Source organism: Natrialba hulunbeirensis JCM 10989 (assembly GCF_000337575.1).
Taxonomy (GTDB): domain Archaea; phylum Halobacteriota; class Halobacteria; order Halobacteriales; family Natrialbaceae; genus Natrialba; species Natrialba hulunbeirensis.
The window spans coordinates 241702-263966 of record NZ_AOIM01000041.1 but is presented as its reverse complement, the minus strand read 5'-3'; the positions used below and the strand labels follow the sequence as shown (position 1 = coordinate 263966).

Genomic DNA, 22265 nt, shown 5'->3' with positions numbered 1-22265 from the left:
ACTCGAGTCCCTCCTGACTCAAACGAACACTCAGAACAGTGTGTCGACTGCTGGGCCGAGGAAGCTAAGCGCGAGTCCTGAGGCGAGCAGCGAGAGGCCGACGACGAACAGCAGTCGCTGGAGCCAGCCCCGTGAGCTGGCACCGTGTCCGGCAGCCGAGCGCTCGAGTCGGTCGTGAATCGCGTCGGCCTTCGCGCCGATCGGATCGGGGAAGAGGCCGAGAATTTCGAACGGTTCCGTCGGATCGAGTGCACCCACGAGAATCGCGAAGCCGACGAACAGCAGGAATCCGATGGGGGGAACGATCACGAGCGCAAGAATCGGGTGCGAGATCGCCGTCGAGAGCGCGAAGATCGGCCCACCGGAGAGCAACGCAGCGAGGAACCCGCGCCCGAGTCGAGCGTCCGCGAGCGGGTCGAAGCCAATCTGGCGCGCGCTCACGCAGTGGAAGACGAACATCGAGCCGTAGCCGACGCTCGTCGCGACCGCCGCACCGTGCATTCCATAGCGCGGGATCAACAGTCCGTTGAGAATCACGTTGATGAGCGCCGCGACACCGGTTGCGGCGACGGGGTACCGGAGCGTGCCGTTACCCTGCGAGATGGCGAGCACCGGTCGCGCGAGCGCGAAGCCGAGCGCGCCGGGGAGCAAGAGCAAGAGCGGCTCGATCGCGGGCACTGCTTCCTCACCGAAGTAGATCGGGACGGCGATGTCGGCGAGTGCGGCGAGGCCGACCGCCATGATCACCGTCAACAGCAGCGTGTAGCGGGTCGTCCGCGAGGCGAGTTCGGTGATCTTCCGGTGGCGGTTCTGCGACCAGAGTTCAGACGTCGAGTGGACGTATACCGTCTGGAGGGCGAGGGGAACGAACCAGAGGAACTCAGCGAGCGTGAGCGCGGCGCGGTAGTTCCCGACGTCTGCGCTCTCGCGGAACTGCTGGAGCATCACGATGTCGATGTGATAGAGCGACATCAACAGGAAGACGAGCGCGATGCTCATCGAGTTGAACGTGAGCATCTTCTTCCGCGGGAAGTCGGCGTTGGGCGTGCTGAACACGCAGGAGAGCGAGATCCGACGGTGGACGATGAGCAGTCCCACCGTCGCAACCAGCAGGCTCGCAAAGAGGTGGCCAGCAAGCGCGCCGAGGACGCCAGCGCCAGCGTAGACGAGTGGAATCGCGACGACGACGAAACCGACCTTGTCGAGCACTTTCAGCGGCTCGGAGTAGCGCTCGAGTCCGAACCCCATGAGCGTCTTGCGCGCGTAGTCGCGGAACTGCGCGGTGATGACGAGTAGTGCAAGTGCGTAGAAGTAAATCGCCAGTTCGTCGCCGAACGCGTAACTGACGAGTCCGAACTGGGCGCTTACGAACAACAGTACTGCGCCCGCGATGGCGAGGATCACCGCGAGCCGAAGATAGTAGCCGACGACGTGCTCGCTCCAGTTGGGTGCGCTTCGGTCCTCCGCGAGAAACTTCCGGACGCCGTCCGTGATGCCGGAACTCACGAAGATCATGTAGATGGCGAACACCGACATCAGGAAGGAGTAGTCGCCGAATCCCGACGCACCGAGGAACCGGTACAGCAGCGGCGTCGAGAGGGCAGTGACGATAAGCACGATCACCTTCGTACTGACGACCGAGAAAATACCGCTTGCAATGCTTCTATTCATAAATCAGCCTCCAACGCCGCCGATCGCCACTGCCGAACGCTCCGCTGTCCATCCATCCCATTCATCGATCGCGCACGATCGGGAGCCACAGTGATCGATCGGTGACGCCGACGGGGCCTTATTATACCCAGGTTAAACGGCGTGAGCGACCGCTGACGTCCACAGCCGATCACACTGCTATGTGTGGTGCTCGCACAGCATCTGTCCAATCAGTATCAGACCAGCGACGAGCGGACCCACGGCGGCCGAATACAGTACGACCGTTCGACGACAGCAGACGGTTCTACACTACCGACCAGCCGGTTAACTGACTTATAAGTATGAACGGGCGACGGCAAGCGAGTGACAACACCAATGGGTACCGAACCGACAGGACGCCGCCTGAGCCGGCGTCGACTCATCGGCACCGCCGGCCTCGGCCTCGCGGGCCTAACTGCCGGCTGTACCGACCTCCGTTCGTCGGACGACGAGCCAGCATCGAACGACTCGAGTACGGATGGCGCTGACGATGGTAACGGCGACGCGTCCGGTGATGGTGGAGCGGCTGATGGCGACGATGGCAATGGAGAAGGCAACGGGGACGACGAGACGGCTGACAACATCCCCGAAATCGACGGCGGCGCTGTCGCCTTCGTCTACGACGACGGCCCGATCGAAGACTACGAGCAGGCGTTCCCCGTCCACCAGGAGTTCGACGCGCCCGCGAGCGCGGGTATCGTCTCCGAATGGATCGGCCGCGAGGACTTCAACGGGACCGACTGGATGACCGTCGAACAGATCGCCGAACTCGAGGACGCCGGCTGGGAGATCATGTCCCACACGACGGATCACACCGCCCTCGGCGCGTTCGATCTCGTCGAAGACGCTGGTCCGGACGATACTCGCGTCTACCCCGAACAGCGAAACCACGGCTTTCACCACGGCCACGACGTCGAGATCACCGACAGTGAGACGAGCGTTCGCCGAACCGTCGTCGACTCGGATACTGACGACACTGGCGGCTATCTCGAGTTTGACGAACCGCTCGGCGAGTCGTTCGCCGCAGGAGAGGCCGTCGAGCGCTATCCCGAGGACGTGATGGACGACTTCCTCGGACGTTCCAAGCAGGAACTCGAGGAGCACGGCTTCGAGATCGACACGCTGCTTGCACCCTACGATATCGTCGACGACTGGGCGGTCGACCACGCCCGCGAGCACTACGACGGCATCGCGAACGTTAATCCGGGCTCGATGCACAACGATCCGGACGCGTTCGACCCGTTCGACACGAACCGCGACTACTTCATCGAGTTCACGACACGCGAGGAGATCCAGCGGGAACTCGACCAGCTCGCCGCAGACGAGGGGCTCGGCATTATCGGTGCCCACACGTTCAAAGAGGAGGTGACCGCGGATCGAATTCGCGAGACACTCGAGTGGATCGACGAGCGCGACCTCGAGGTCGTGACGTTCCGGCAGCTGATTCGAGCAGCGGCAGCCCGGTAGGAAGATTGTGAGTCTCGACTTCAGACGATCGTGTTCCGCCAGGTGACGACGTTGCTAGCACCGAGGTCGTCGATGCCGTTTGCAATCTCGTTCACTCTGAGTTCGGGACTGTCGATGCCCGGGTAGAGGCGAACGCCTTCGAGGTTCGGATTGTGAGATTCGGTCGTCGAGTTCCGGAGGTGGTTGCCGTTCCCGTTGTCGATGTAGGGGTACTGGCTCGCCTGGAAGGTACAGCGATAGAGGGTGGTGTCGTCGCCGGCGAGGTAGATCCCGTTCCGGTCGACACCGTTGCGACCGGGCTGGTCGACGGTGACGTTGCTGAACCGACAGCCGTTGCGCCCACAGCGGATGCCGTCGCGGAAGCCGGCACCGGTGACCCCGCCCTCACCCGAAATGTCGAGCAGTTCGACGAGCACCTGGTCGTCCTTGTCGCTGTCGCGGATCCAGAACGGGTAGCCACCGGCCGCTTCGTGGACGATCTCGCCGCCGTAGACGTGCGTGTAGCCGGCGTCCGGCGAGACGACGATGCCGTGGTTCACCTGATCGCCGCTGATCTCGATCGAGGTGTTCTCGATGCGCGAGGAGTGGCAGGTGTTCATCACCGAGACGGCGTGGCTGGTCGGCTGTGGCGACGTGATCGAGATATCCACGTTGTCGACGTGGAGTTCGTCGCCGTTCTCGAGGCGAACCGCACGCTGGCTGTTGTCGTACGAGCGTGTTCGGTCGATCTCGACGGTTGCACCGCGGACGATGCTTCCCTGGCCGCCGACGCGAACGTTCGCGCCGTTGCTGTTGCGGAACTCGCCGCCGTTGACGTAGACGGAGCCCTCCTCGTTGATCGCGTACAGACCGTTGTCCGGGAAGCCGCCGAGTTCGCAGTCTTTGAACTCGATGTGGCCGATGTTGGTGTTGGCCTCGATACCGATCGGGCCGCGCCAGATGTTGCCCGCGTTCGGAGTCTGATCCGCGTGGAGGCCGCCGTCGGGTGCACGGAACCGTTCGACGATTCCCTCACCGTTCGGGTCCGCCATAGCGAACATACCTGGTCCCCACGTGCCGCTGTCGTGCTCGCCGTGGACCGTCACGTCACGGACTTCGAGATGATCTGCGATCGTCGCCTCGATGACTCGAATCCCCGTGTCGGGTGCCGTCTGGTCGACGTCGATTCCCTCGAAGAGAAGGTGGCCACCCGGGTTGTACGAGACGCCGAGCCGAAACAGGCGAAACTGCGGCCCGTCGAAGTCGTGATAGTTCGCCGGGATGAGCGTGGCACCGTCCCCGACGATGCCGAACTTCTCGAACCCGGTGAACCGGAACTGCTCGTCGATGTAGTACTCTCCTTCCGGGAAGAGCAACATCGTGTTGTCAGCACGGACGCTCTCGAGTACCGGCGTAATCGACTCCTGGCCGGTCGGGTCCGCGCCGGCGTCGACCATGTTGACGACGTTGTCGAAGTCCTCGCCGTTTTCGTGGACAGCCGTTGCGGGGCTCGTTGCGGCGGCCCCGAGGCCGAGTGCTGCAATACCGGCGATCGATGCGCCCTGGAGGAAGGTTCGTCGCGATCGAGTCGGTGGATTCTCACTTCCGGCTTCGGTCCCGTTCAGGTTCCCATCCCCAGCAGCCGAGCCAGTTGTAGAATCCGTGTCAGCGTTCGGTGTGTCCGTTTCGTCGCATCTGTCCCCAAGTACCGCGTTCCGCATACCACTTCGTTCCGACATTGATAGTCACTTTACTTTGAGTAATCTCTAGGTCCAGTATCTATGGATTCGGATAGCAAGCCTTTAAGTTCGATATAACAGTCTGCTGAGATCATATTCTCCCTTGCTGTACGAACTGCAACGATTGCATACGATGAAACATGCATGAGAACGCCACACAGGGCAGGTGCGGCCCCAGTTTGCGAATACTGTTTAACAGGTAGTTAAGAGAGTATCCAGAACTAGATCCCGGGAATCACGTAACGGTATGAATCCGAACGAACCAGAGAGTGCACTCGAGTAGGGGACGCTGCCGCACGTCGCGAGTGGCGGATACCGAATATCAAGCGGGGTGTGGCGAGCGAAGCGCGAAGCGTGAAGCGAGACTGTGTAGACCGGAGACACCGGACTACCGGTACTCGTCGGGGGTCCGCTCGTCGTCGAGCGTGGCTCCGATCAGCTCACCAACCGCACGGCGCAGACGCTGTGAGACCGCAGAGTCGGTAATATCGAGCTGTTCGGCGAGGTCGTCCTGTGTGACGCCACGGGGAATGTCGTAGTAACCCGCGTAGTACGCCATCGAGAGAATCTCGTGTTGTTGCTCGGTCAGAAAGTACGTGCCGTCATCGGAGGCCGAGGACTCGTAGAGTTGGTTCACACGGAACGTCATCCCCTGTTCGCGACAGTACTCGCGAAACGCGGCCAGCGTCTCACGGTTCGGGAAGTGAACGCGGGCGTCCCAGCCGCCGTCGCCGCTCGTGATCGTAAAGACGAACAGTCCCCGTTCGGCACAGCGCTCGGGAACCAGGTGCCGGTCCGTCTCGACGCGAACGCGGTAGATCGCTCGGTTCTCGAACGTCGCGATACAGGCGGGATCCGAGACCGTTGGATCCGCTTCCATCGTCGCCTCGAGATGGTCGTACTCGTCAGTAAAGACCGAGACGAAGTACGTCATCGTCTCCGCAGTTTCAACCTCGTACTCGTACCTGATCGTCACGTCCGGATGATGATCGATCGTTGGCGCGAGCACGAGTTCGTCGTGAGCGACGTAGATCTCTGCGATGAACCCCATAGCGGTCTCTGTTCGAACGACTGTCGGTTTCGCGACCCCATACTTATCGTGTGTCTAAGCCGATTGTAGCGGCTGGAACTGTCTGATTCGACTGTCTCAGTTCATGTACCCCAGGTCCGCGAGTCGTTCCGTGACGTCGTCGTCGGCGTCGGGGCGCTCGCGGTCGCGGTCGCGGTTGCTTTCGTTCTCGTTTTCGTTTTCGTTTCTGTCTTCGGCAGTTCGTTCCCGATCTTCTGTCTCGTCCGCCCCGTCTCGGTCTCGGTCTCCGGCACCGACGCCACTGTAGGCTGGATACGCAATCGCTTCAGTTGGTTCGACGACTGGCACGACCTCGCCGTCCATCCGCTCGCTGGTGGGAACACCCATCGCAGCCAGCACGGTCGGGGCAACGTCGAAGAGGTGCGCGCGGTCGATCGCAGCCGTCTCGTCGATCCCCTCTCCCGCGGCGACGAAGATTCCGTCGAGTTTGTGATTCCACGGCTCGACCGGTCCGAAGTAGTCGTCCGCATCCTCGCGGAATTGTTCCGAGAGGGCGTGTTCGAAGTCGGCCGGAATCGTCACGATGTCGACCGTCTCCCCGACGTTCTCGCCGTGGAAGTACTCCTCGCGAGGTGCGACCGTCTCGAAGAACGGTTCACCGTCCGGCGTCTCGACGCGACGTAGCGTCTCCATGAGTTCCTCGCGGAGGTCGTCGTACTCCGCGGGCGGAACGACGCCCATCGGCTCGCGTCCCTCGAGATTGATTCGAACACCGAGTTCCGTCCGAGCACGAACGTAGGCCTTCGACTCCCCGAAGTCCACCTGCTCGTTCGCGGTCCGGGAGACGCCGCTCGGCGCGTACTTGATCGCCAACTCCGCGAGGCCGACGCGCTCGAGTACCGTCCGAATTCGACTGGCGGTAATGCCGAATTTGGCGGCGACAGAGGCTGCGCGCGCAACCGTCCCCGGCTCCCAGGTGTCGTACTCTTCGCCTTCGCGAAGTCGCCGTCGCATCGGCGTCCAGGAGGGCATCCCCTTCCCGCCCGTTGTCGTCTCGAGGAACCCCTCGTCGCGCAGGAACTCGTTGAGCCGGAACTCGTACCCCTCGTAGGGCCCCATCCCGTGGTCGCTTACGAGGAAGACGCGATCCGGTTCACACTCGTCGAGCACCTGCGCGATCGCCTCGTCGGTCGCCTCGTAGACGGCGTTAACCTTGTCCTCAGCGCCCGCGAACTCGTGGAACACCGTGTCCGTCTTCTGGAACTGCAGAAAGCCAAAGTCGGGGTCGTACTCGTCCGCGAGATAGCGGAAGGCGTCACCGCGCATCCGGACCAGCCGCTGGTACTCGTCGATTTTCGCCGACTCGGACACCGAGTCGTCATCTCGAGTGTAGTTCGGATACACCCGATACTCGCCGATTTCGTCGCGTACCTCGTCGAGCAGTCCGGCAGGCTGACACGGTGGATCCTCCGGCCCGAGGAAGCCGGGAATCACCGCGCCGTCGAACTCGTCCGGCGGATGCGTGACCGGCGCGTTGACGACGACACTCGAGTGCCCCTGCTGGTCGAGCAGCGTCCAGAGCGGGTGTGCGTCGACGTCGTCGTTGCTGGTGACGTGCCAGTCGTAGCCGTCGTAGCCGACGAAGCCGATCGCGCCGTGTTTGCCGGGGTTCTGACCGGTGTAGACCGACGGCCAGGCGCTCGGCGTCCACGGCGGAATCTGGGACTCGAGTGGCGCGGCCAGCCCGTCCGTACAGAGGCGTTCGATCGTCGGGATGCGGCCCTCCTCGAATAGGCGCTCGAAGACCGGCATACAGCCTGCGTCGATGCCGATGACGAGGGTGTCGAGCGAACTCGTCGATGCTGACTTCGAGTTCGGTTCGTCGTCGATGTTCGTGGGAGATTCCTGTGCGTTCGATGCTGTCTCGTCGCGGCGGGACGTCCGACTCATCGTATCATTCGTAGGTTTCTGAGAGTGTGGTTCGGCGACGACAGCGGTCGGCCACACTGGCCGACTGCAGTCGCTGTCCGAGCTGTCCGTGCACGTGTCTTGGTCGGCGAGAAGCAGACGAGACTCTTCATTATCGGTTTGTTAAACCGTCAGCGGCTCGTCAGGCGACGATACCAAAACCTGCGTCGGCTGCCGATTGGCACTCACTCGGCCCGATTCGTGGTCATCGAGCTCCGGTCGGCCGTACTCGAACGACTCGCTCTTAGTTTGCCGAACAGACTCACTTGGACGACTCGCCCTCAGTATCGTTCCCGCGCTCGTCTGCGTCGTCGGTACCCTCCTCCCCGACGGTGGACTCGAGTACCGTTCGGCGTTCGGCACGCTGGTCTCGAGTTGTGTCCTCGCTCTCATCGTCTGTGGGCGTCGCTGTGCTGTCGTCAGGATTGGCCGTCGACGCGTTCGACGCTGCGTCTGCATTTGTGTCCGGCCCCGCAACACGGTCTGCGAGGAGTTCCGACATTGGGTCGAGCGAAACGTAGACACGCGCTGCGAGGATCGCGAGCGGTGGGAGGGCGATCGCGAAGAACACGACGTCGTACACCCAGGTCGCACCCTCTAGCAGCGGGGTGATCGCCGGTGCCATGCCGCTGTGGGCGACCAGTACGGCGACGAGGACGACGAACAGGTGAACCACCGAGGCGATATCGTCGACGACCTGCTGCGGGCCGTCGAGCGTCGAACGGACGAGTTCGGCGAGTCCGGGTGCGAGTACGAGCAACAGCCCAACCACTGCAATCGTCGCGACGAAGCTCACGATCGCCATCACCGTGATCGGGGTTCCCGGAATGACGCGGTCGACGCCGGGGAGTACCGAGACGAGGCCGACGAACGCGAGCAACGCGATGGTCCCCAGCAGGAGCTTGCTGATCGACTGGATCGTCTCGTAGCGGACCGACTGCGACGTGGCGTGTGTGGATTGATCTGTGGACATTGCTGTACTCGAGGCTCCATCAGTACAGTACAAATAAACGACTGGTCGTCCGCACTGTTTTTAGTCGTTTCTCGTCACTTCATGCTCGTTTATGGAGTGCTAAAGCGCTGCATAGCAACACTGCCAGCGTGGCCAGAACGGCTTGACTGGCCCGAAGCGAAACAAGATGGACGTCACTGCTCGCGACCGCGCCAACTCCACAGCCCAAGTACAATCAACACGAGCGCGAGGACCCCCAGGACCAGCCAGGCTGCCCACTCGTCGACGGCTGTCTCGGGACCCTGTACGACCGCGGTCTCCTCGAGAAGAAACAGCACGAGCAGGAGCAAGCCGAACATCGAGGCGATCGCCACGCCGATTCCCTCGCGGACGAGCCATCTGAACTCCTCGGCATCCACCTGTGCAGCGTCGGTTTGATGTTCCGGTGTGCTCTCACTAGCGTCGGGCGTTCCGGACGCTGCGCCAGACCCACGGCCGGTACCGGTACCAGTACCAGTGCCAGTACTGGCCGTCGTCCTGACTCGAGGGGCTCTGAACGACCCGACGACGTACGAGAGTGCGAGCACGGCTAGCATGATCGACACGAACGAGAACACCGCCGCGAGCGCAGATGGGGGGGTGAAGATGATCGTCAACACGGCAGCGGCGACCGCGGCGCTGCCGGCCATCACAGTGAAGCGTTTGTATGTCTGTTCCATACCATCTCTAGTCGGCACAGCGCTATAGTTCTATCAGGCCCGAACACCGCAGAGATGACTTCAGGCGGCATTTCTGACTCTCTGCTACCCCGTCAGTTCTCGCGTCCTTCGTTGGTCGTTGGGAAGCGTGTACTCGAGTACAGGAGCAGGTTTCAGAGACACTGCCGACGAGACCAACGCCACAGAGGAATGGAACTACTCGGTAGTCGTCGAGTCGATGACCGAGCGAACGAGGTCTGCCGAGAGAGACGACAACGGAACACGTTCACCGTCGGCAGTATCAGCAACAAGAGCCGAGAGACCAGCCCGAGACTCGTCACCGGCATCGACGACGATGAGTTCTGTCCCGGTGCGTGCAAGCCGTCGCGCCTCGTTTCGCGTCGCGTCAGTCGGACTTCCGTCGGCCACGTTTGCTCTTCCATCGGTAACGAGGACGACGATGGCCGTTTCGGTGTCCGATTGCTCGACGACCAACCGGGCGGTTTCGAGACCGGCTGGAAGCGGCGTTCGGTCGCCAGACGGAAGCTCCTTGAGGTGACGCGCGGCGAGGGAGACGCTGTTCGTCGGTGGGAGCAACACGTCAGCTTCCTCGCCCGCGAACGCGACGAACGCGACGTCGTCTTTCTGCTGGTAGCTGTCTCGCAAAAGCTCGAGGACGACACCTTTCGCGGTCCGCATCGCGGGCCGCATCGATGCGCTCGCGTCGACCGCGAAGACGATCGTCGTTGACGTTTCGCCAGTTCGGACGGACTGGCGGAGATCGCCCGCCTCAACGGTCGATGCGCCGCGAGCCGCAGCGGATCGGACCGACGCCGCCGCATCTATCGGGCCCGCGTCCGACGCGGCTTCCGTCCTGATGCGGGCACCCCGATTATCGGCGTCGGGTGCGACGCTCGCACGAGAGCCGCTCGTATTTGCGGAGCGTTCGGCGGTGGCGTCCGGCGTCTCCAGCTCCGGCGCGCTCGCGTCGCCGATCTCGGCCCGTCGTTGACCGGGAACGAGCGGACGGGCGCTCTCGTCACCGCTCTCGTCAGACTCCGTCTCTGCTTCGGATGTCTCGGCAGAGTCGTCGCGATCGCTGTGCTCTGCGTGCTCGTTCTCGGCTGAAGCCGATCCCCTGTCCCCGTTTGGCCGCCGTCCGTGGCCGGCGTTTTCGGATTCTGCGTCGTCAGTATCTGAACCGTGCGAGTCGCCGTTGTGGTCGTCGTTACTCTCACTGGACTCGTCGCGTTGGCGACCATTGCCGTCGTCAGTCCCGCGCTCGCCGCCGTCCGCGGGTGCGGGCTCTCGTTCACTGCTGTCTCTTATACACATCTNGATGTGTATAAGAGACAGCCTTTCTCCTCCCCCCGCGATTCCTCCTCGAACCGATCCTCGAGCAGGTCGTCGAGCTCCGGTTCGTCTTCGAACGGTGTACTCCGGAGGCGGTGTGGCAGCGTATAGGCGGCCGCCTCGCGAACGTCCGACTCGATCACGGTCGTTCGGTGCTCGAGTGCGGCCAGCGTCGCGGCGGTTCTCGCCGTGGCGATGTCGCCGCGGTGGCCGTCGACGCCGGCATCGAGGCACAGCTCGGCGATTTCGGCTTTGAACTCGTCGGGAACGCTGACGCGGGGCAGGCGTTCGCGCGCCTCGGTTACCGTCTCGACGAGTCGCTCGACATCGGCGTCGTGGGCTTCGGTTGGATCCGGGTCGGTACCGCGGTCGATCGCTCGGTCGATGATCTCGACGCGGTCCGCGATATCTCGACAGCCCTCGACGGTTGCCCGAAGGGCGAACCGATCCCGGAGCTGCGGCCGGAGATCGCCCTCCTCGGGGTTCATCGTCCCGATCAGCGTGAAGTTTGCCGGATGGGAGACGCTGACGCCGTCACGCTCGACGGTGTTGACGCCGCTCGCGGCCGCATCGAGAAGGACATCGACGAGGTGGTCGTCGAGCAGATTGACCTCGTCGACGTAGAGGACGCCGCGGTTTGCGCGAGCGAGTAGGCCGGGATCGAACTCGGCCTCGCCGGCCAGCGCGTCTTCGACCGAGAGCGTTCCGACGACCCGATCACGGGTCGCTCCGAGCGGGAGCGTGATGAGGGGGACGGGACGGGTCTCGACGGAGAACTCGTCAGCATCGCGTTCTCGACAATCCGGGCACTGGCGGCTCGGATCGTCGGGTGCACAACTGAATCGACACTCCGCAACGACGCGCTGTTCGGGCAACAGATCGACGAGCCCTCGAACAGCGGTCGATTTCGCGGTGCCTTTCTCGCCGACGATTAACGCGCCGTCGAGCGAATCGTTCACGGCGACCGTCAGCAACACACGCTTGAGTTCCGGTTGGCCGACGATCGCCGGAAAGGGGATCGACGACAGGTTTTTGCCCCCGGCGTTTACAACCATAGTTGCGCTAATACAATAGAGGTTTAAAAATTCGATGGCACATATCGGGATCTACACCGCGACGGAGAACGAACTCGGATCGATCGGCCGTGCGGCCGAGCGCCTCGAGGATGTCGAACTGGTCGTTCGCTCAGAGAGCGACTTAGACGACGAGGCGGCGATCGACGAGTTCGTCGACGAACTGCACGACGCCGGAGCAGCGATCTTCTGGCTGCACGGTGCTGAGGACAGCATGCCGGGCTACGATTACGCGACGGGGGCACTCGAGGAGGCGAACGTTCCGCTGATCGTCAAAGCGACGGGCGACGCCTTCGCGTTCGAGGACACAACGGTCGCCGACGACCATCGTGACCTCGCCTACGAGTATCTGGAGAAAGGCGGTACGATCAACGTCGCCAACCTGTGTCGGTTCCTCGTCGCCGAGTACGAGGACCGGGTTCTCGAGTACGACGAGCCCCAGGAACTGCCGACGGAGGGGGTTTACCACCCCGACTATCCGGGGGTCGGCTACGAAGAACTGCTCGAAACCCACGACTCCGACCGGCCGACGGTCGCGATCTGGTTCTACGAATCCCACTGGACCCACGAGAACACCCGGTACGTCGATCGGCAGGTCCGGGCACTCGAGGAACAGGGCGCCAACGCCCTCCCGATCTTCTGTAACCCGGCGACCGACACAGACGAGCAGGAGGACGCCGAGTGGGTCACCGACAACTGGCTGCTGGACGAAGACGGCGAGGTGTCGGAGACGCCTCGAGAAGGCGGTGAAACCGCCGGTGGCCAGCCCGTCGTCGACGCCGTCCTGTCGTCGTTCATGTTCTCACTGTCGATGGACGAGCGCGGCCGGTCGGCCAGCGGGGAGGGATGGAATCCCTCTGGCAGCCGGACGCAGTCCGGCGACGACGAGGGCGAGAGCGCGGAGGACGTCTTCCTCGATCGACTGGGCGTCCCGGTCCTCCAGACGGTCACGACGATGCGCTCGCGCTCGCGGTACGAGTCCAGCGACACCGGCGTGATGGGGTTCGAACTCGCCCTCTCGGTCGCCCTCCCCGAATTCGACGGGAACGTCATCACCCATCCCATCTCGGGCAAAGAGCGCACCGACGACGAGGCCGGCATCGGCTCCGCGCCGAAACACCACTTCCCGATCGACGACCGGATCGACCACGCGACGCGGTTGGCGGTCAACTGGGCACAGCTGCGCCACACGCCCAACGAGGAAAAACAGATCGCCGTCGTCCTCCACAACTACCCGCCGAGCGACGACGGGATCGGCACCGCGTTCGGGCTCGACTCGCCCGAATCGACTGTGAATCTGCTGGGGGAACTCGACGAGCGGGGGTACAACCTCGACGGCGAGATGCCCGACGACGGCCAGACGCTCGTCGAGAAACTGACCTCGCAGCTCACGCTCGAGGACCGCTGGGTCGCCCCCGAAGACGTTCGCGACCTCTCCGTCGACGTTGTCTCCCCCGACACCTACGAGGAGTGGTTCAGCGACGCCGACGAGGGGTTCCAGGAGAACGTCGTCGAGGAGTGGGGCGAGGCGCCCGACCGCCCGTTCGCGATTCCGGGCGTCGAGTTCGGCAACGTGCTCGTGACGGTGCAACCGCCCCGTGGATTCGGCATGGACCCCTCGAAGGTCTACCACGATTCGGACCTCCAGCCGCCACACGACTACTACGCGTTCTACGGCTGGCTGCGCAACGAGTTCGAGGTCGACGGGGTCGTCCACCTGGGAACGCACGGGAGTCTCGAGTGGCTCCCCGGCAAGACGGTTGGCCTCGATGGGGAAAGCGCGCCCGACCAACTGATAGACGATGTCCCGAACGTCTACCCCTACATCGTCAACAACCCCGGCGAGGGGACCCAGGCGAAACGGCGCTCCTACGCCGCCATCGTCGACTACCTCACGCCGGTCATGCGGTCGGCGGGCACCTACGACGAACTCGCGGAACTCGAGGAGCTCGCGAATCAGTACCGCGAAGCGGGCATGGAAGACGCCCGCGCGGACGACGGCGAGCACCTCGAGGAACTCATCCGGGAGAAAGTCGAGGAACTGGACCTCGCGGTCGAACTCGGAATCGCCGGCGAGATCGACGAGAGCGAGGCGCCACGCGCCTCGGAAAAGTCGAGTGGGGAACGAAGTGACCCGCGAGACGAGAAAGCCGACGTTCGTGGCCCCGACGAAGCCGGTTCGACACTCGCCGAGGGAGACGTAGACGGCGACGAGGTCGACGTTGACGAACTCGTCGAACGGGTCCACGAGTACCTCACGGACGTCAAGACGACCCAGATTCGACTCGGCCTCCACACGATGTCCGAGCCGCCGAAAGACGAGCGGCTGGTCGAGTACCTCGTCGCGCTGACCCGACTCGAGAACCCCGGCGCGCCGAGCCTGCGCGAGAGCGTCGCCGGCGCGCTTGGTGTCGACTACGAGACGATGCTGAACGCGCCTGGTGAGTACGACGAGGACCTGGGCATGACCTATGCCGAAGCCGCCGACGTAGTCCACGAGACCAGTCTCGACCTCGTGGAGACGCTGGCGGAACACGATTTCGACGTGCCGGAATCCGAGCGTGAAATGGGGTCCGACGACGTCTCGTCCGAGCAGCGCGAGGACGAGGCTCGTCAGACGAAGTCTGACGTTGAGGTCAACATGAACCTGCTCGTCGTCGATCTCGAGACGATCGGCGACGCGCGGGCCAAATCGGGCGCCCACGACGACCTCCGGAAGGCGCTGGCGTACATCTGCGAGGAGGCCCAGCCCCGCGTGCAGGGAGCCGAGGACGAGATTCCGCGCACTGCGGACGCGCTCTCCGGCGAGTACGTCCCGCCCGGTGGATCGGGTGCGCCGACTCGCGGCGGCGTCGACCTGCTGCCGACCGCGCGGAACTTCTACACGCTCGATCCGCGCAAGGTACCCGCAAAGCCCGCCTGGCAGGTGGGTCGAGAAGTCGCCGAGGGCGTCCTCGAGCGTCACCACGACGAGAACGACGAGTACCCCGAGGAGATCGGCGTCGTCGCCTGGGGCACTCCGACCGTACGAACGCGCGGGGAGACCATCGCCCAGGTGCTTGCCATGATGGGCGTCGAACCGCAGTGGACCGACGCCGGGCGGATCGACGATGTCGAGCCGATTCCGCTCGAGGAACTCGATCGACCGCGGATCGACGTGACCACGCGCGTCTCCGGTCTGTTCCGCGACGCCTTCCCGGCCGCGGCGGGGGTCATCCACGACGCGGTCGACGCAGTCGTCGATCTCGACGAACCCCACGAGATGAACTACGTGAAGAAACACGTCGAGGAGGAGGCCGAAGAACTGCAGGACGAGGAGGGCCTCGACGAATCCGACGCCCACAAGGCCGCGAAACACCGCGTGTTCACGACCAAACCCGGCGGCTACGGCGCCGGGACGAACAAGGCCGTCGACGAGGGCAACTGGGACGACCGCTCGGACCTCGCGAGCGTCTACGTCCAGTGGGGCGGCTACGCGATGGGCTCTCGCGGACGGGTTTTGGACGCCCACGACGCCTTCGAGCGGCGCCTCTCGAGTGTCGACGCGACTGTGAAGATCGAAGACACGATGGAACAGGACGAGTTCGACTCCTCGGACTGGTACGCCTTCCACGGCGGCTTCATCTCGGCTGTTAGCGAGATTTCGGGTGAGGAGCCAGCCTCCTACGTCGGCGACTCTTCGGACCCCGACAACGTCGACGTCTACACGAACGAGGAGAAAGTCCGCAAGGCGATGCGCTCTCGCGTGCTGAATCCCGACTGGCTCGAGTCCATGGAGGAGCACGGCTACAAGGGCGCCGGCGACCTCTCGACGACCGTCGACGTGACGCTGGGCTGGGACGCGACGACCGGCGTTGTCAGCGACACGCTCTGGGAGGCGGTCGCCGAGAAGTTTGCCTTCGACGAGGAGCGCCAGGAGTGGCTGCGCGATGTCAACCCGTGGGCACTCGAATCCATCACGGACACGCTGCTCGAAGCGATCGAGCGCGACCTCTGGAACGCCGACGAGGAGACCGTCGACCGCCTGCGCGATCTGAATCTCGAGGTCGAGGGTGATCTCGAGGCGCAGACGACCAACGAGGCCGTCGGCGCGGGGGTAACGACCGATGACTGACGAACCTATTCGGCAGACGATCGAGACGACAACCGACGAGAGTGAGACAGTATGAGTAACAGTGATAGCCAGACGTTCGAGGAAGAGTACGCCGACCTCGGTGCGACGACCCAGAACGCGATGGACATCGCCGAGACGAGCATGGACATCGTCCGGCAGTTCGTCCCCGACGAGACGTTGGCCGACCGGCTGCGACAGAAGTCAGTCCACTCGATGGGCGACATCGAGTTCCAGCACCTGATCCGCTTTACCGGCAGCGACGACCTCGGCGACGACGAGGACGCGCCCGTTCGTGCAGGCGCGCGGGCAGTGCTCGAGGCGACCGACGTAATTACGGACATCACGATGGTCAAAGCCGGCATCACGGGACGAGGCCACGACTGCGAGGTCTCCAAAGCCATCGGGAACGGGAAGGAACTCGCAAAGAAGACAGGGATGACTCGGACCGCCGCGGCGGTGCTCGAACTCGACAAGGAGGACGCCTTCGAGGGCACGATCGTCGCGATCGGCAACGCGCCGACGGCCGCACTCGCACTCGCGGACTGCATCGAACAGGGGACCCGGCCTGCGGTCGTGGTCGCCAACCCCGTCGGCTTCGTCAAGGCCGAGGAGAGCCGCCAGCGCATCCGCGAGGTCAGCGAGGCGTATGGCGTCCCTGCAATTACCCACGTCGGCCGCCGCGGCGGGAGCGGTCTCGCCGCCGCGCTGACGAACGAACTGATCCACGTCGCCACGGACATCCGCACCGACGAACTCGAGTTGGAGCGTACAGCGGACGAGCGTGCGACCCGAGCCACAAGCGAGGACAAATGAGCGGCGAGTACGACCTCGATGCAGGGCCAGATCCGGCGACGTTTGCGGCTGCGGCGGCCGAGTCGGCCATCGACGAGGAGGCGGACGATCCCGTCTACGCCGTCGGCGTCGGTCCGGGTAATCAGGAGTTCCTCACGCCGCGCGGTCGGCGGGCGATCGAGGAGGCCGACGTCGTCGTCGGCTTCACGACCGTCGTAGAGTTCGTCGAGGACCTGACCGACGCCGATCTGCTGACCTGCGGCTACAGGGACGAGGCCGAGGCACTCGCGGAATTCGCCGAGCGTATCGCGGCCGGCGAGTCGGGCACTGCCGTCGCGATGGGCGACCCCAACCACTCGGGCTACCAGTTCGTTGGGAAGGTTCAGGACGCCGTGAGACGAGAAGCGGACGCTCGAGACGTCGAGCCGCGGCCGGTACGCGTCGTCCCCGGCATCTCCTCGTTACAGGTGGCCGCGAGCCGCGCTCGGACTCCGATGGAGGATACCGAGTTCGTCACACTCCACAAGAGCGGCGACCTTGGGGCCGACGTGGACCGACTCGCGGCGGCGGTTGTCGAGGACGACCGCCACTTGCTCGCGCTCCCGCGGCCGTTCGATCAGATGCCAGGGGATCTCGCCGAGTTGCTGCTCGAGCGTGGTGCCGACCCCAACCTCGAAGCGCTGGTCTGCGAGAAGCTGACCCACGAGGACGAGCGGATACACCGGTTCACGCTAGCCGAACTGTCGGAACACGCGGGCGGCGGTGGCCGGGAGGACACGCCGTTCTCGGATCTGGTTGTGCTCGTGGTCCGACAGCCTGTGTAGTCGCGACAGGTTCTGCTTTCCCGTTGAAAACCGGTCGACGCTGAACGCACAGCCGTTGTGAACCGCCTTGTTCACTTGTAGACCACTCACCACAGACGTTCTCGAGGTCACCGATCGTTTCGTTCGTCTGACCATCGATGGGGCCGAGTTTCCCGACGGTGTCCCCTTTTCGGTCTCCCACTCGCCGATCGGACACGACGAACGCAGATCGGCGGTCTGGCTTCCGAGTCAGTTTGGCACTCGAATCTGGTTCGCCGCGCTCGTCGACCAGGACGGCACTGAATAAACGACACTTTCACTGGTCCAACCCAGAATGAGCAATATAATTTGCTCTAACTCAACCAAAATTGTTTTAGTGGATGCGACAGTCATCCACGGGTGATGCCACCCATCGCGCTGCCACACGATGCGAAGGCCGGACCGACCAAATCAGAGGTCCGCGCCGTCGTCCGCTCGAAGCTTGCACTCGAGTCGGACGACCACTTCGCGGAGGTCGGCTCCTGTACGGGGGCCGTCACGATCGAGGCTGCACAGCGGGCCGGGCGGGTGACCGCCCTCGAGCGAACAGCCGACCGACTCGAGACGACCGAGAAGAACCTCGTGGCCAACGAGGAGTCGATCGTGGCCGACGTCGAGTTGCGCAACGCGGAAGCTCCGGAGGGGCTGCCCGACGACGCCGACGCGCTATTCGTGGGCGGGAGCCGGAACTTCGAGGCCGTGCTCGATTACGCCGTCGAGACCGAAATCGATCGCGTGGTGATGAACGTCTCGCGGCTCGAGGTCGCCGGGCAGGCGACCGAGGCGTTCCGCGAGCGGAACCTGCTGAAGGAGGTCGTTCAGTTCCAAGTGAGCCACGGCTATGACCTCGCTGGCGCGACGAGCTTCGACTCCGATAACCCGGTCTACATGCTGGTCGGGAGTGCGACGCCAGATTCGGACGGTGAGGACGACGACGGGAAAACCGTCGCTGCAGACGGCCGTGGAGGGGAGCAGCGATGACCCTCTACGGCGTCGGCCTCGGTCCCGGCGAAGCCGACCTCGTCACCGTCCGCGGCAAGCGGATTCTCGAGACCGCCGACGTGGTCTACTCGCCGGGGCGGCTCTCCCGCTCAGTCGCACTCGAACACGTCGACGAGTCGAAAATCGGGGATCTGGACTTCCCGATGACGAAAGACGAGGAGAAGCTGCGAGCGGCGTGGAAGGAGGCCGCCGCGGAGGTCGCCCCCAAGGCCCGCGAGGGCGACGTCGCCTTCGTCACGCTGGGCGATCCGAACGTCTACTCGACGTTCGGCCACCTGCGGCGGACGATCGACGCGTTCCACCCCGACGTGGATCTGGAGATCATCCCCGGCGTCAGCGCCGTGACGGCCTTCGCGACCGCGATGGGGGTCGAGATCGAGGCCGGTGCGGGGCTCTCCCTGCGCGAGGCCGCCAACGGGGCGAGCCCGACGGGGGCGGACCGGATGATCCTGTTCAAGGTCACCGACGCGCCGGCGACCCACGAGGGGCTCGTCGCGGCCGGCTACGAGGTGACCTACGGCCGCCGCCTGTTCATGGAGCAAGGCGAGACGATCATCACCGACGACCCAACCGAGATCGACGAGCGCGACTACTACACGCTCGCCTACGCCGAGAAGGCGGATCTCGAGATTGAGCAGGCGACGGCGGCGTTTCTGGAAGACAGCGACGAGTCGGTGGACGAGGCAAGCGATGGCGACGCGGACGGCGAGTCGACGAGCGGTGAACCCATCGCGGACGGCGGGGCGGTAGTCAGCGAAGAGATCGCCGAGGGCTGTGCGCACGGCGACTGCGGAGGACACTGAGTATGACGGACGATACTACCGGCGACGACCCTCAGGACGCGATCGACTCCCAAGGCGAGCGCCGCCACGAGGAACTCGACGATCGGATTTTCGAACACAGCGCCGGCGACGAGCAGGAGGGGATTCCCTTCGTCGGCGCTGGTCCCGGCAACCCGCGCTTGCTGACCGTCGCGGGGAAGGAGCTACTCGAGTCGGCCGACCTCGTGGTCCACGCGGGGTCGCTGGTCAACAGCGAACTGCTCGCGGAGTACTGCGACCACGCCGAACTCGTCAACTCCGTCGGGAAGGATCTCGAGGAGCTGATCCCGCTGATGCGAGACGCCTACGAGGAGGGCCGGAACGTCGTTCGGCTCCACAGCGGTGACCCCGCCATCTACGGGGCCGCTCTGGAGCAGATGGACGCCTTAGAGCATGAGGGCGTGCCGACGTACTTCGTGCCGGGCGTCACCTCGGCGTTCGCCGCGAGCGCGACGCTGCGGACTCAGCTGACGCTCAACGAGGTCTCGAATCACGTCGCGTTCACCCGGCCGCAGGGCAAGACCCTGGAGCCGGAGGAGGACCACATCTCCGAGTTCGTGGCAATGGGCGACGTGACGACCTGTATCTACCTCGGGACCCACGCCGTCCGCGACACGATGGATCGGCTGCTCGCGGACGGCCACGATCCCGAGACGCCGGTCGCGGTGATCTATCACGCCTCCTGGCCGGACGAGGACGTGATTGTCGGCTCGATCGGCGATATCGCGGACAAGGTCGAGGAGGCGGGCTACCGCGCCTCGGCGCTGGTCGTCATCGGCGACGCCGTGACGGGCGCGGGCTACGAGCGCTCCTATCTCTACGGCGACTGGGCGAATCGCGGACCGAACGACGCAGACGAAGCCGAGAGTGACTGACCCATGAGTACGGACAACCCAGACAACACCGACGCGACGGACGACGGATCGGACGGCGGTCACTGTTCCACGCCGGATTCGGACGGCGAGGTCGCCGAGGAGATTGCAATCGTCTCCTTCGAGCGCAAGATGGAGACCGCCGAGGAGATCAAAGCCGAACTCGCGGATCGGTACGAGACGATCGACATCATCGAGTACCACGGCGACGTCTTCGAGGAGCACTGGGGCGAGTACGACTGTTTCGTCGGCCTGATGGCCTCGGGGATCGCGATGCGCAAGACGGCCCACCTGCTCGACGACAAGTGGGACGATCCCGCGATCTGCGTCGTCGACGAAGAGTTGACGTGGGCGATCCCGATCACGGGCGGCCACCACGGCGCGAATCAGGTCGCGCAGGATCTGGCGACGATGGGTGCCGTCCCGGCGATGACCACCGCCTCGGAGGCCGCGGGCAAACAGGGCGTCGAGTCCCGCGCGAAGGCGATGGATACCCATGTCGTCAACGGCGACTCGACTGTCAAGACGAACCTGGCCGTGCTCGACGACAATCTCGGACCCGTCGAGCGACTCGTCGGGCCGAAAGCGGTGCTGGTCGGCGACGACGTTACCGTCCTCAAGCGCAACAAAGACGACGGCGTCGTCATCGGTACCGGCAGCGTCTCCGGCGCGAGCAAGGAGTCGTTCATTGCCGCGTGGGAGGAGGCGCTTGACCAGACCCCCCACGACCTCGCGGATGTCGAATTCGTCGGGACCGCCACCCGCAAAGAGGACGAGGAAGGGTTGCTCGAGGCCGCGCAAGAACTCGATCTGGGCGTCGTCGCCTTCGACAAGGAGACGCTGCTCGAGCACGAGGGGCCGACGCCCTCCAAATCGAAGGAGCTGATCGGCTGGCCCGGCGTCTCCGAGGCCTCGGCGATCGCCGGCGGCCGCGAGCAGGAACTGGTACTCGAGAAGATCAGCTACGAGGACGAGGTCACGGTGGCGATCGGCAAATGAGCGTCGACGACGCAGACGCGAGTTCCGAGACCGCAGGCACCCCAGCCGACCACGGCACCCTCTACGTGGTCGGTATCGGCCCCGGCCTGCCCGACCACATGACCAAACGGGCTAAGGAGGTCATCGAGTCCGTGGACGTGGTCATCGCCTCGAGTCTCTACCAGGAGTTCCTGCGGGACGACGGGACCATTCCGTCGGAGGAGCGGACCGACGAGGACGGCATCGCGACCCGGGAGGACGGCTTCGAACAGGAGATCGTCCGCTCGTCGATGGGGCGCCAGATCGAACTCGCCCGCGCGGCCTTCGACTACGTCCGCGAGGGGAAAGACGTGGCCCACGTCTCGGGCGGCGATCCCTCCGTCTACGGCAAGTCCGACCTCATCTTCAAGATGGCCGAGGAAGAGTCGGCGACGGACGTCCCGATCGAGGTCGTCCCCGGGATGACGGCGGCGCTTGGCGGCGCGGCCAACGTCGGCGCGCCGCTGTGTAACGACTTCTGTACCGTCTCGCTGTCGGACAAGTGGCGCGGCTGGGACGAGATCGAGGAGAAGCTGCGGGCGGCCGCGATTTCGGACTTCGTGATCGTCCTCTACAACTGCTGGCGCAACTACGAGCAGGCCGTCGAGATCGTCCGCGAGGAACGGACCGACGACGCCCTCGTGGCGATCGTCAACGACGCCGGCCGCGCGGACGCCGGCCGAAACGGCGAGAGCCAGCACATCACGACGCTGGGTGAGGCCGCCGACCACGACGACAAGGTCTCGGGGATGGGCACCTCGCTGATCATCGGGAACCACGAGACTGAGACCTGGCGCAACGACGATCGAACGTACCTCGTTACCCCGCGCGGCGGGCGTGACGTCGACGACTTCTGA

At 64.3% G+C, this 22265-nt stretch carries 15 protein-coding genes and 1 pseudogene; 9 read left to right on the top strand and 7 right to left on the bottom strand.

Annotation, left to right across the window (positions count from 1 at the left end):
- Positions 1–30: 30 nt before the first annotated feature.
- Positions 31–1671, bottom strand: a complete 1641-nt coding sequence (locus C483_RS17365; RefSeq protein ID WP_049912871.1) for an oligosaccharide flippase family protein — start codon at positions 1669–1671, stop codon at positions 31–33.
- Positions 1672–2025: 354 nt separating this feature from the next.
- On the opposite strand from C483_RS17365, the gene C483_RS17360 reads away from it, so the two are divergent.
- Complete coding sequence (locus C483_RS17360) at positions 2026–3156, top strand: polysaccharide deacetylase family protein (protein WP_006654668.1); 1131 nt, start codon at positions 2026–2028, stop codon at positions 3154–3156.
- A 20-nt stretch (positions 3157–3176) separates the two neighbouring features.
- Here C483_RS17360 and C483_RS17355 read toward each other — a convergent pair whose 3' ends face one another.
- The 6 genes and pseudogenes from C483_RS17355 to C483_RS17330 form a co-directional block, all read right to left on the bottom strand.
- Positions 3177–4856, bottom strand: a complete 1680-nt coding sequence (locus C483_RS17355) for a hypothetical protein (protein WP_006654667.1) — start codon at positions 4854–4856, stop codon at positions 3177–3179.
- A 406-nt stretch (positions 4857–5262) separates the two neighbouring features.
- On the bottom strand, positions 5263–5925 hold the full coding sequence (locus C483_RS17350; protein WP_006654666.1) for a helix-turn-helix domain-containing protein: 663 nt from the start codon (positions 5923–5925) through the stop codon (positions 5263–5265).
- 96 nt (positions 5926–6021) lie between these two features.
- Positions 6022–7854 (bottom strand): alkaline phosphatase family protein, encoded by a 1833-nt coding sequence (locus C483_RS17345; RefSeq protein ID WP_006654665.1) that lies wholly within the window; start codon positions 7852–7854, stop codon positions 6022–6024.
- Positions 7855–8134: 280 nt separating this feature from the next.
- The gene (locus tag C483_RS17340) at positions 8135–8845 is read right to left on the bottom strand and encodes a hypothetical protein (protein WP_006654664.1); all 711 of its coding nucleotides are present in this window, start codon (positions 8843–8845) and stop codon (positions 8135–8137) included.
- A gap of 173 nt (positions 8846–9018) precedes the next feature.
- Positions 9019–9543 (bottom strand): hypothetical protein, encoded by a 525-nt coding sequence (locus C483_RS17335; protein WP_193787519.1) that lies wholly within the window; start codon positions 9541–9543, stop codon positions 9019–9021.
- A 195-nt stretch (positions 9544–9738) separates the two neighbouring features.
- A pseudogene (locus C483_RS17330) lies at positions 9739–11930 on the bottom strand (VWA domain-containing protein).
- Positions 11931–11964: 34 nt separating this feature from the next.
- Between C483_RS17330 and C483_RS17325 the strand changes: the two are divergent.
- The 8 genes from C483_RS17325 to C483_RS17285 all read left to right on the top strand — a co-directional run bounded on the left by C483_RS17325 (position 11965) and on the right by C483_RS17285 (position 22265).
- A complete protein-coding gene (locus C483_RS17325) occupies positions 11965–16062 on the top strand; it encodes a cobaltochelatase subunit CobN (RefSeq protein ID WP_006654662.1) in 4098 nt (1365 codons plus the stop codon).
- A gap of 51 nt (positions 16063–16113) precedes the next feature.
- Positions 16114–16875 (top strand): precorrin-8X methylmutase, encoded by a 762-nt coding sequence (locus tag C483_RS17320; RefSeq protein WP_006654661.1) that lies wholly within the window; start codon positions 16114–16116, stop codon positions 16873–16875.
- Positions 16872–17678, top strand: coding sequence for a cobalt-precorrin-7 (C(5))-methyltransferase (locus C483_RS17315; RefSeq protein ID WP_006654660.1), 807 nt, complete (start codon positions 16872–16874; stop codon positions 17676–17678). Before C483_RS17320 ends, C483_RS17315 begins: the two co-directional genes overlap by 4 nt.
- A gap of 381 nt (positions 17679–18059) precedes the next feature.
- Positions 18060–18677 carry a precorrin-6Y C5,15-methyltransferase (decarboxylating) subunit CbiT gene (gene cbiT, locus C483_RS17305; protein ID WP_006654658.1) on the top strand — a complete coding sequence of 206 codons (618 nt, stop codon included), beginning with the start codon at positions 18060–18062 and terminating at the stop codon, positions 18675–18677.
- Entirely contained in the window at positions 18674–19501 is an 828-nt protein-coding gene (locus tag C483_RS17300; protein ID WP_006654657.1) for a cobalt-factor II C(20)-methyltransferase, read from the top strand. Before cbiT ends, C483_RS17300 begins: the two co-directional genes overlap by 4 nt.
- Before the next feature lie 2 nt (positions 19502–19503).
- Entirely contained in the window at positions 19504–20394 is an 891-nt protein-coding gene (locus C483_RS17295; protein WP_006654656.1) for a cobalt-precorrin-4/precorrin-4 C(11)-methyltransferase, read from the top strand.
- Positions 20395–20397: 3 nt separating this feature from the next.
- The gene (gene cbiG / locus C483_RS17290) at positions 20398–21390 is read left to right on the top strand and encodes a cobalt-precorrin 5A hydrolase (RefSeq protein WP_006654655.1); all 993 of its coding nucleotides are present in this window, start codon (positions 20398–20400) and stop codon (positions 21388–21390) included.
- Positions 21387–22265 (top strand): precorrin-3B C(17)-methyltransferase, encoded by an 879-nt coding sequence (locus tag C483_RS17285; RefSeq protein ID WP_006654654.1) that lies wholly within the window; start codon positions 21387–21389, stop codon positions 22263–22265. The genes cbiG and C483_RS17285 overlap by 4 nt, the downstream gene beginning before the upstream one ends.

Excerpts from the sequence above, each read along its gene's own strand:
- C483_RS17365 (WP_049912871.1), bottom strand. The coding sequence starts at position 1,671 with ATGAATAGAAGCATTGCAAGCGGTATTTTCTCGGTCGTCAGTACGAAG.
- C483_RS17360 (WP_006654668.1), top strand. The coding sequence starts at position 2,026 with ATGGGTACCGAACCGACAGGACGCCGCCTGAGCCGGCGTCGACTCATC.
- C483_RS17355 (WP_006654667.1), bottom strand. The coding sequence starts at position 4,856 with ATGCGGAACGCGGTACTTGGGGACAGATGCGACGAAACGGACACACCG.
- C483_RS17350 (WP_006654666.1), bottom strand. The coding sequence starts at position 5,925 with ATGGGGTTCATCGCAGAGATCTACGTCGCTCACGACGAACTCGTGCTC.
- C483_RS17345 (WP_006654665.1), bottom strand. The coding sequence starts at position 7,854 with ATGAGTCGGACGTCCCGCCGCGACGAGACAGCATCGAACGCACAGGAA.
- C483_RS17340 (WP_006654664.1), bottom strand. The coding sequence starts at position 8,845 with ATGTCCACAGATCAATCCACACACGCCACGTCGCAGTCGGTCCGCTAC.
- C483_RS17335 (WP_193787519.1), bottom strand. The coding sequence starts at position 9,543 with ATGGAACAGACATACAAACGCTTCACTGTGATGGCCGGCAGCGCCGCG.
- C483_RS17325 (WP_006654662.1), top strand. The coding sequence starts at position 11,965 with ATGGCACATATCGGGATCTACACCGCGACGGAGAACGAACTCGGATCG.
- C483_RS17320 (WP_006654661.1), top strand. The coding sequence starts at position 16,114 with ATGAGTAACAGTGATAGCCAGACGTTCGAGGAAGAGTACGCCGACCTC.
- C483_RS17315 (WP_006654660.1), top strand. The coding sequence starts at position 16,872 with ATGAGCGGCGAGTACGACCTCGATGCAGGGCCAGATCCGGCGACGTTT.
- cbiT (WP_006654658.1), top strand. The coding sequence starts at position 18,060 with ATGCCACCCATCGCGCTGCCACACGATGCGAAGGCCGGACCGACCAAA.
- C483_RS17300 (WP_006654657.1), top strand. The coding sequence starts at position 18,674 with ATGACCCTCTACGGCGTCGGCCTCGGTCCCGGCGAAGCCGACCTCGTC.
- C483_RS17295 (WP_006654656.1), top strand. The coding sequence starts at position 19,504 with ATGACGGACGATACTACCGGCGACGACCCTCAGGACGCGATCGACTCC.
- cbiG (WP_006654655.1), top strand. The coding sequence starts at position 20,398 with ATGAGTACGGACAACCCAGACAACACCGACGCGACGGACGACGGATCG.
- C483_RS17285 (WP_006654654.1), top strand. The coding sequence starts at position 21,387 with ATGAGCGTCGACGACGCAGACGCGAGTTCCGAGACCGCAGGCACCCCA.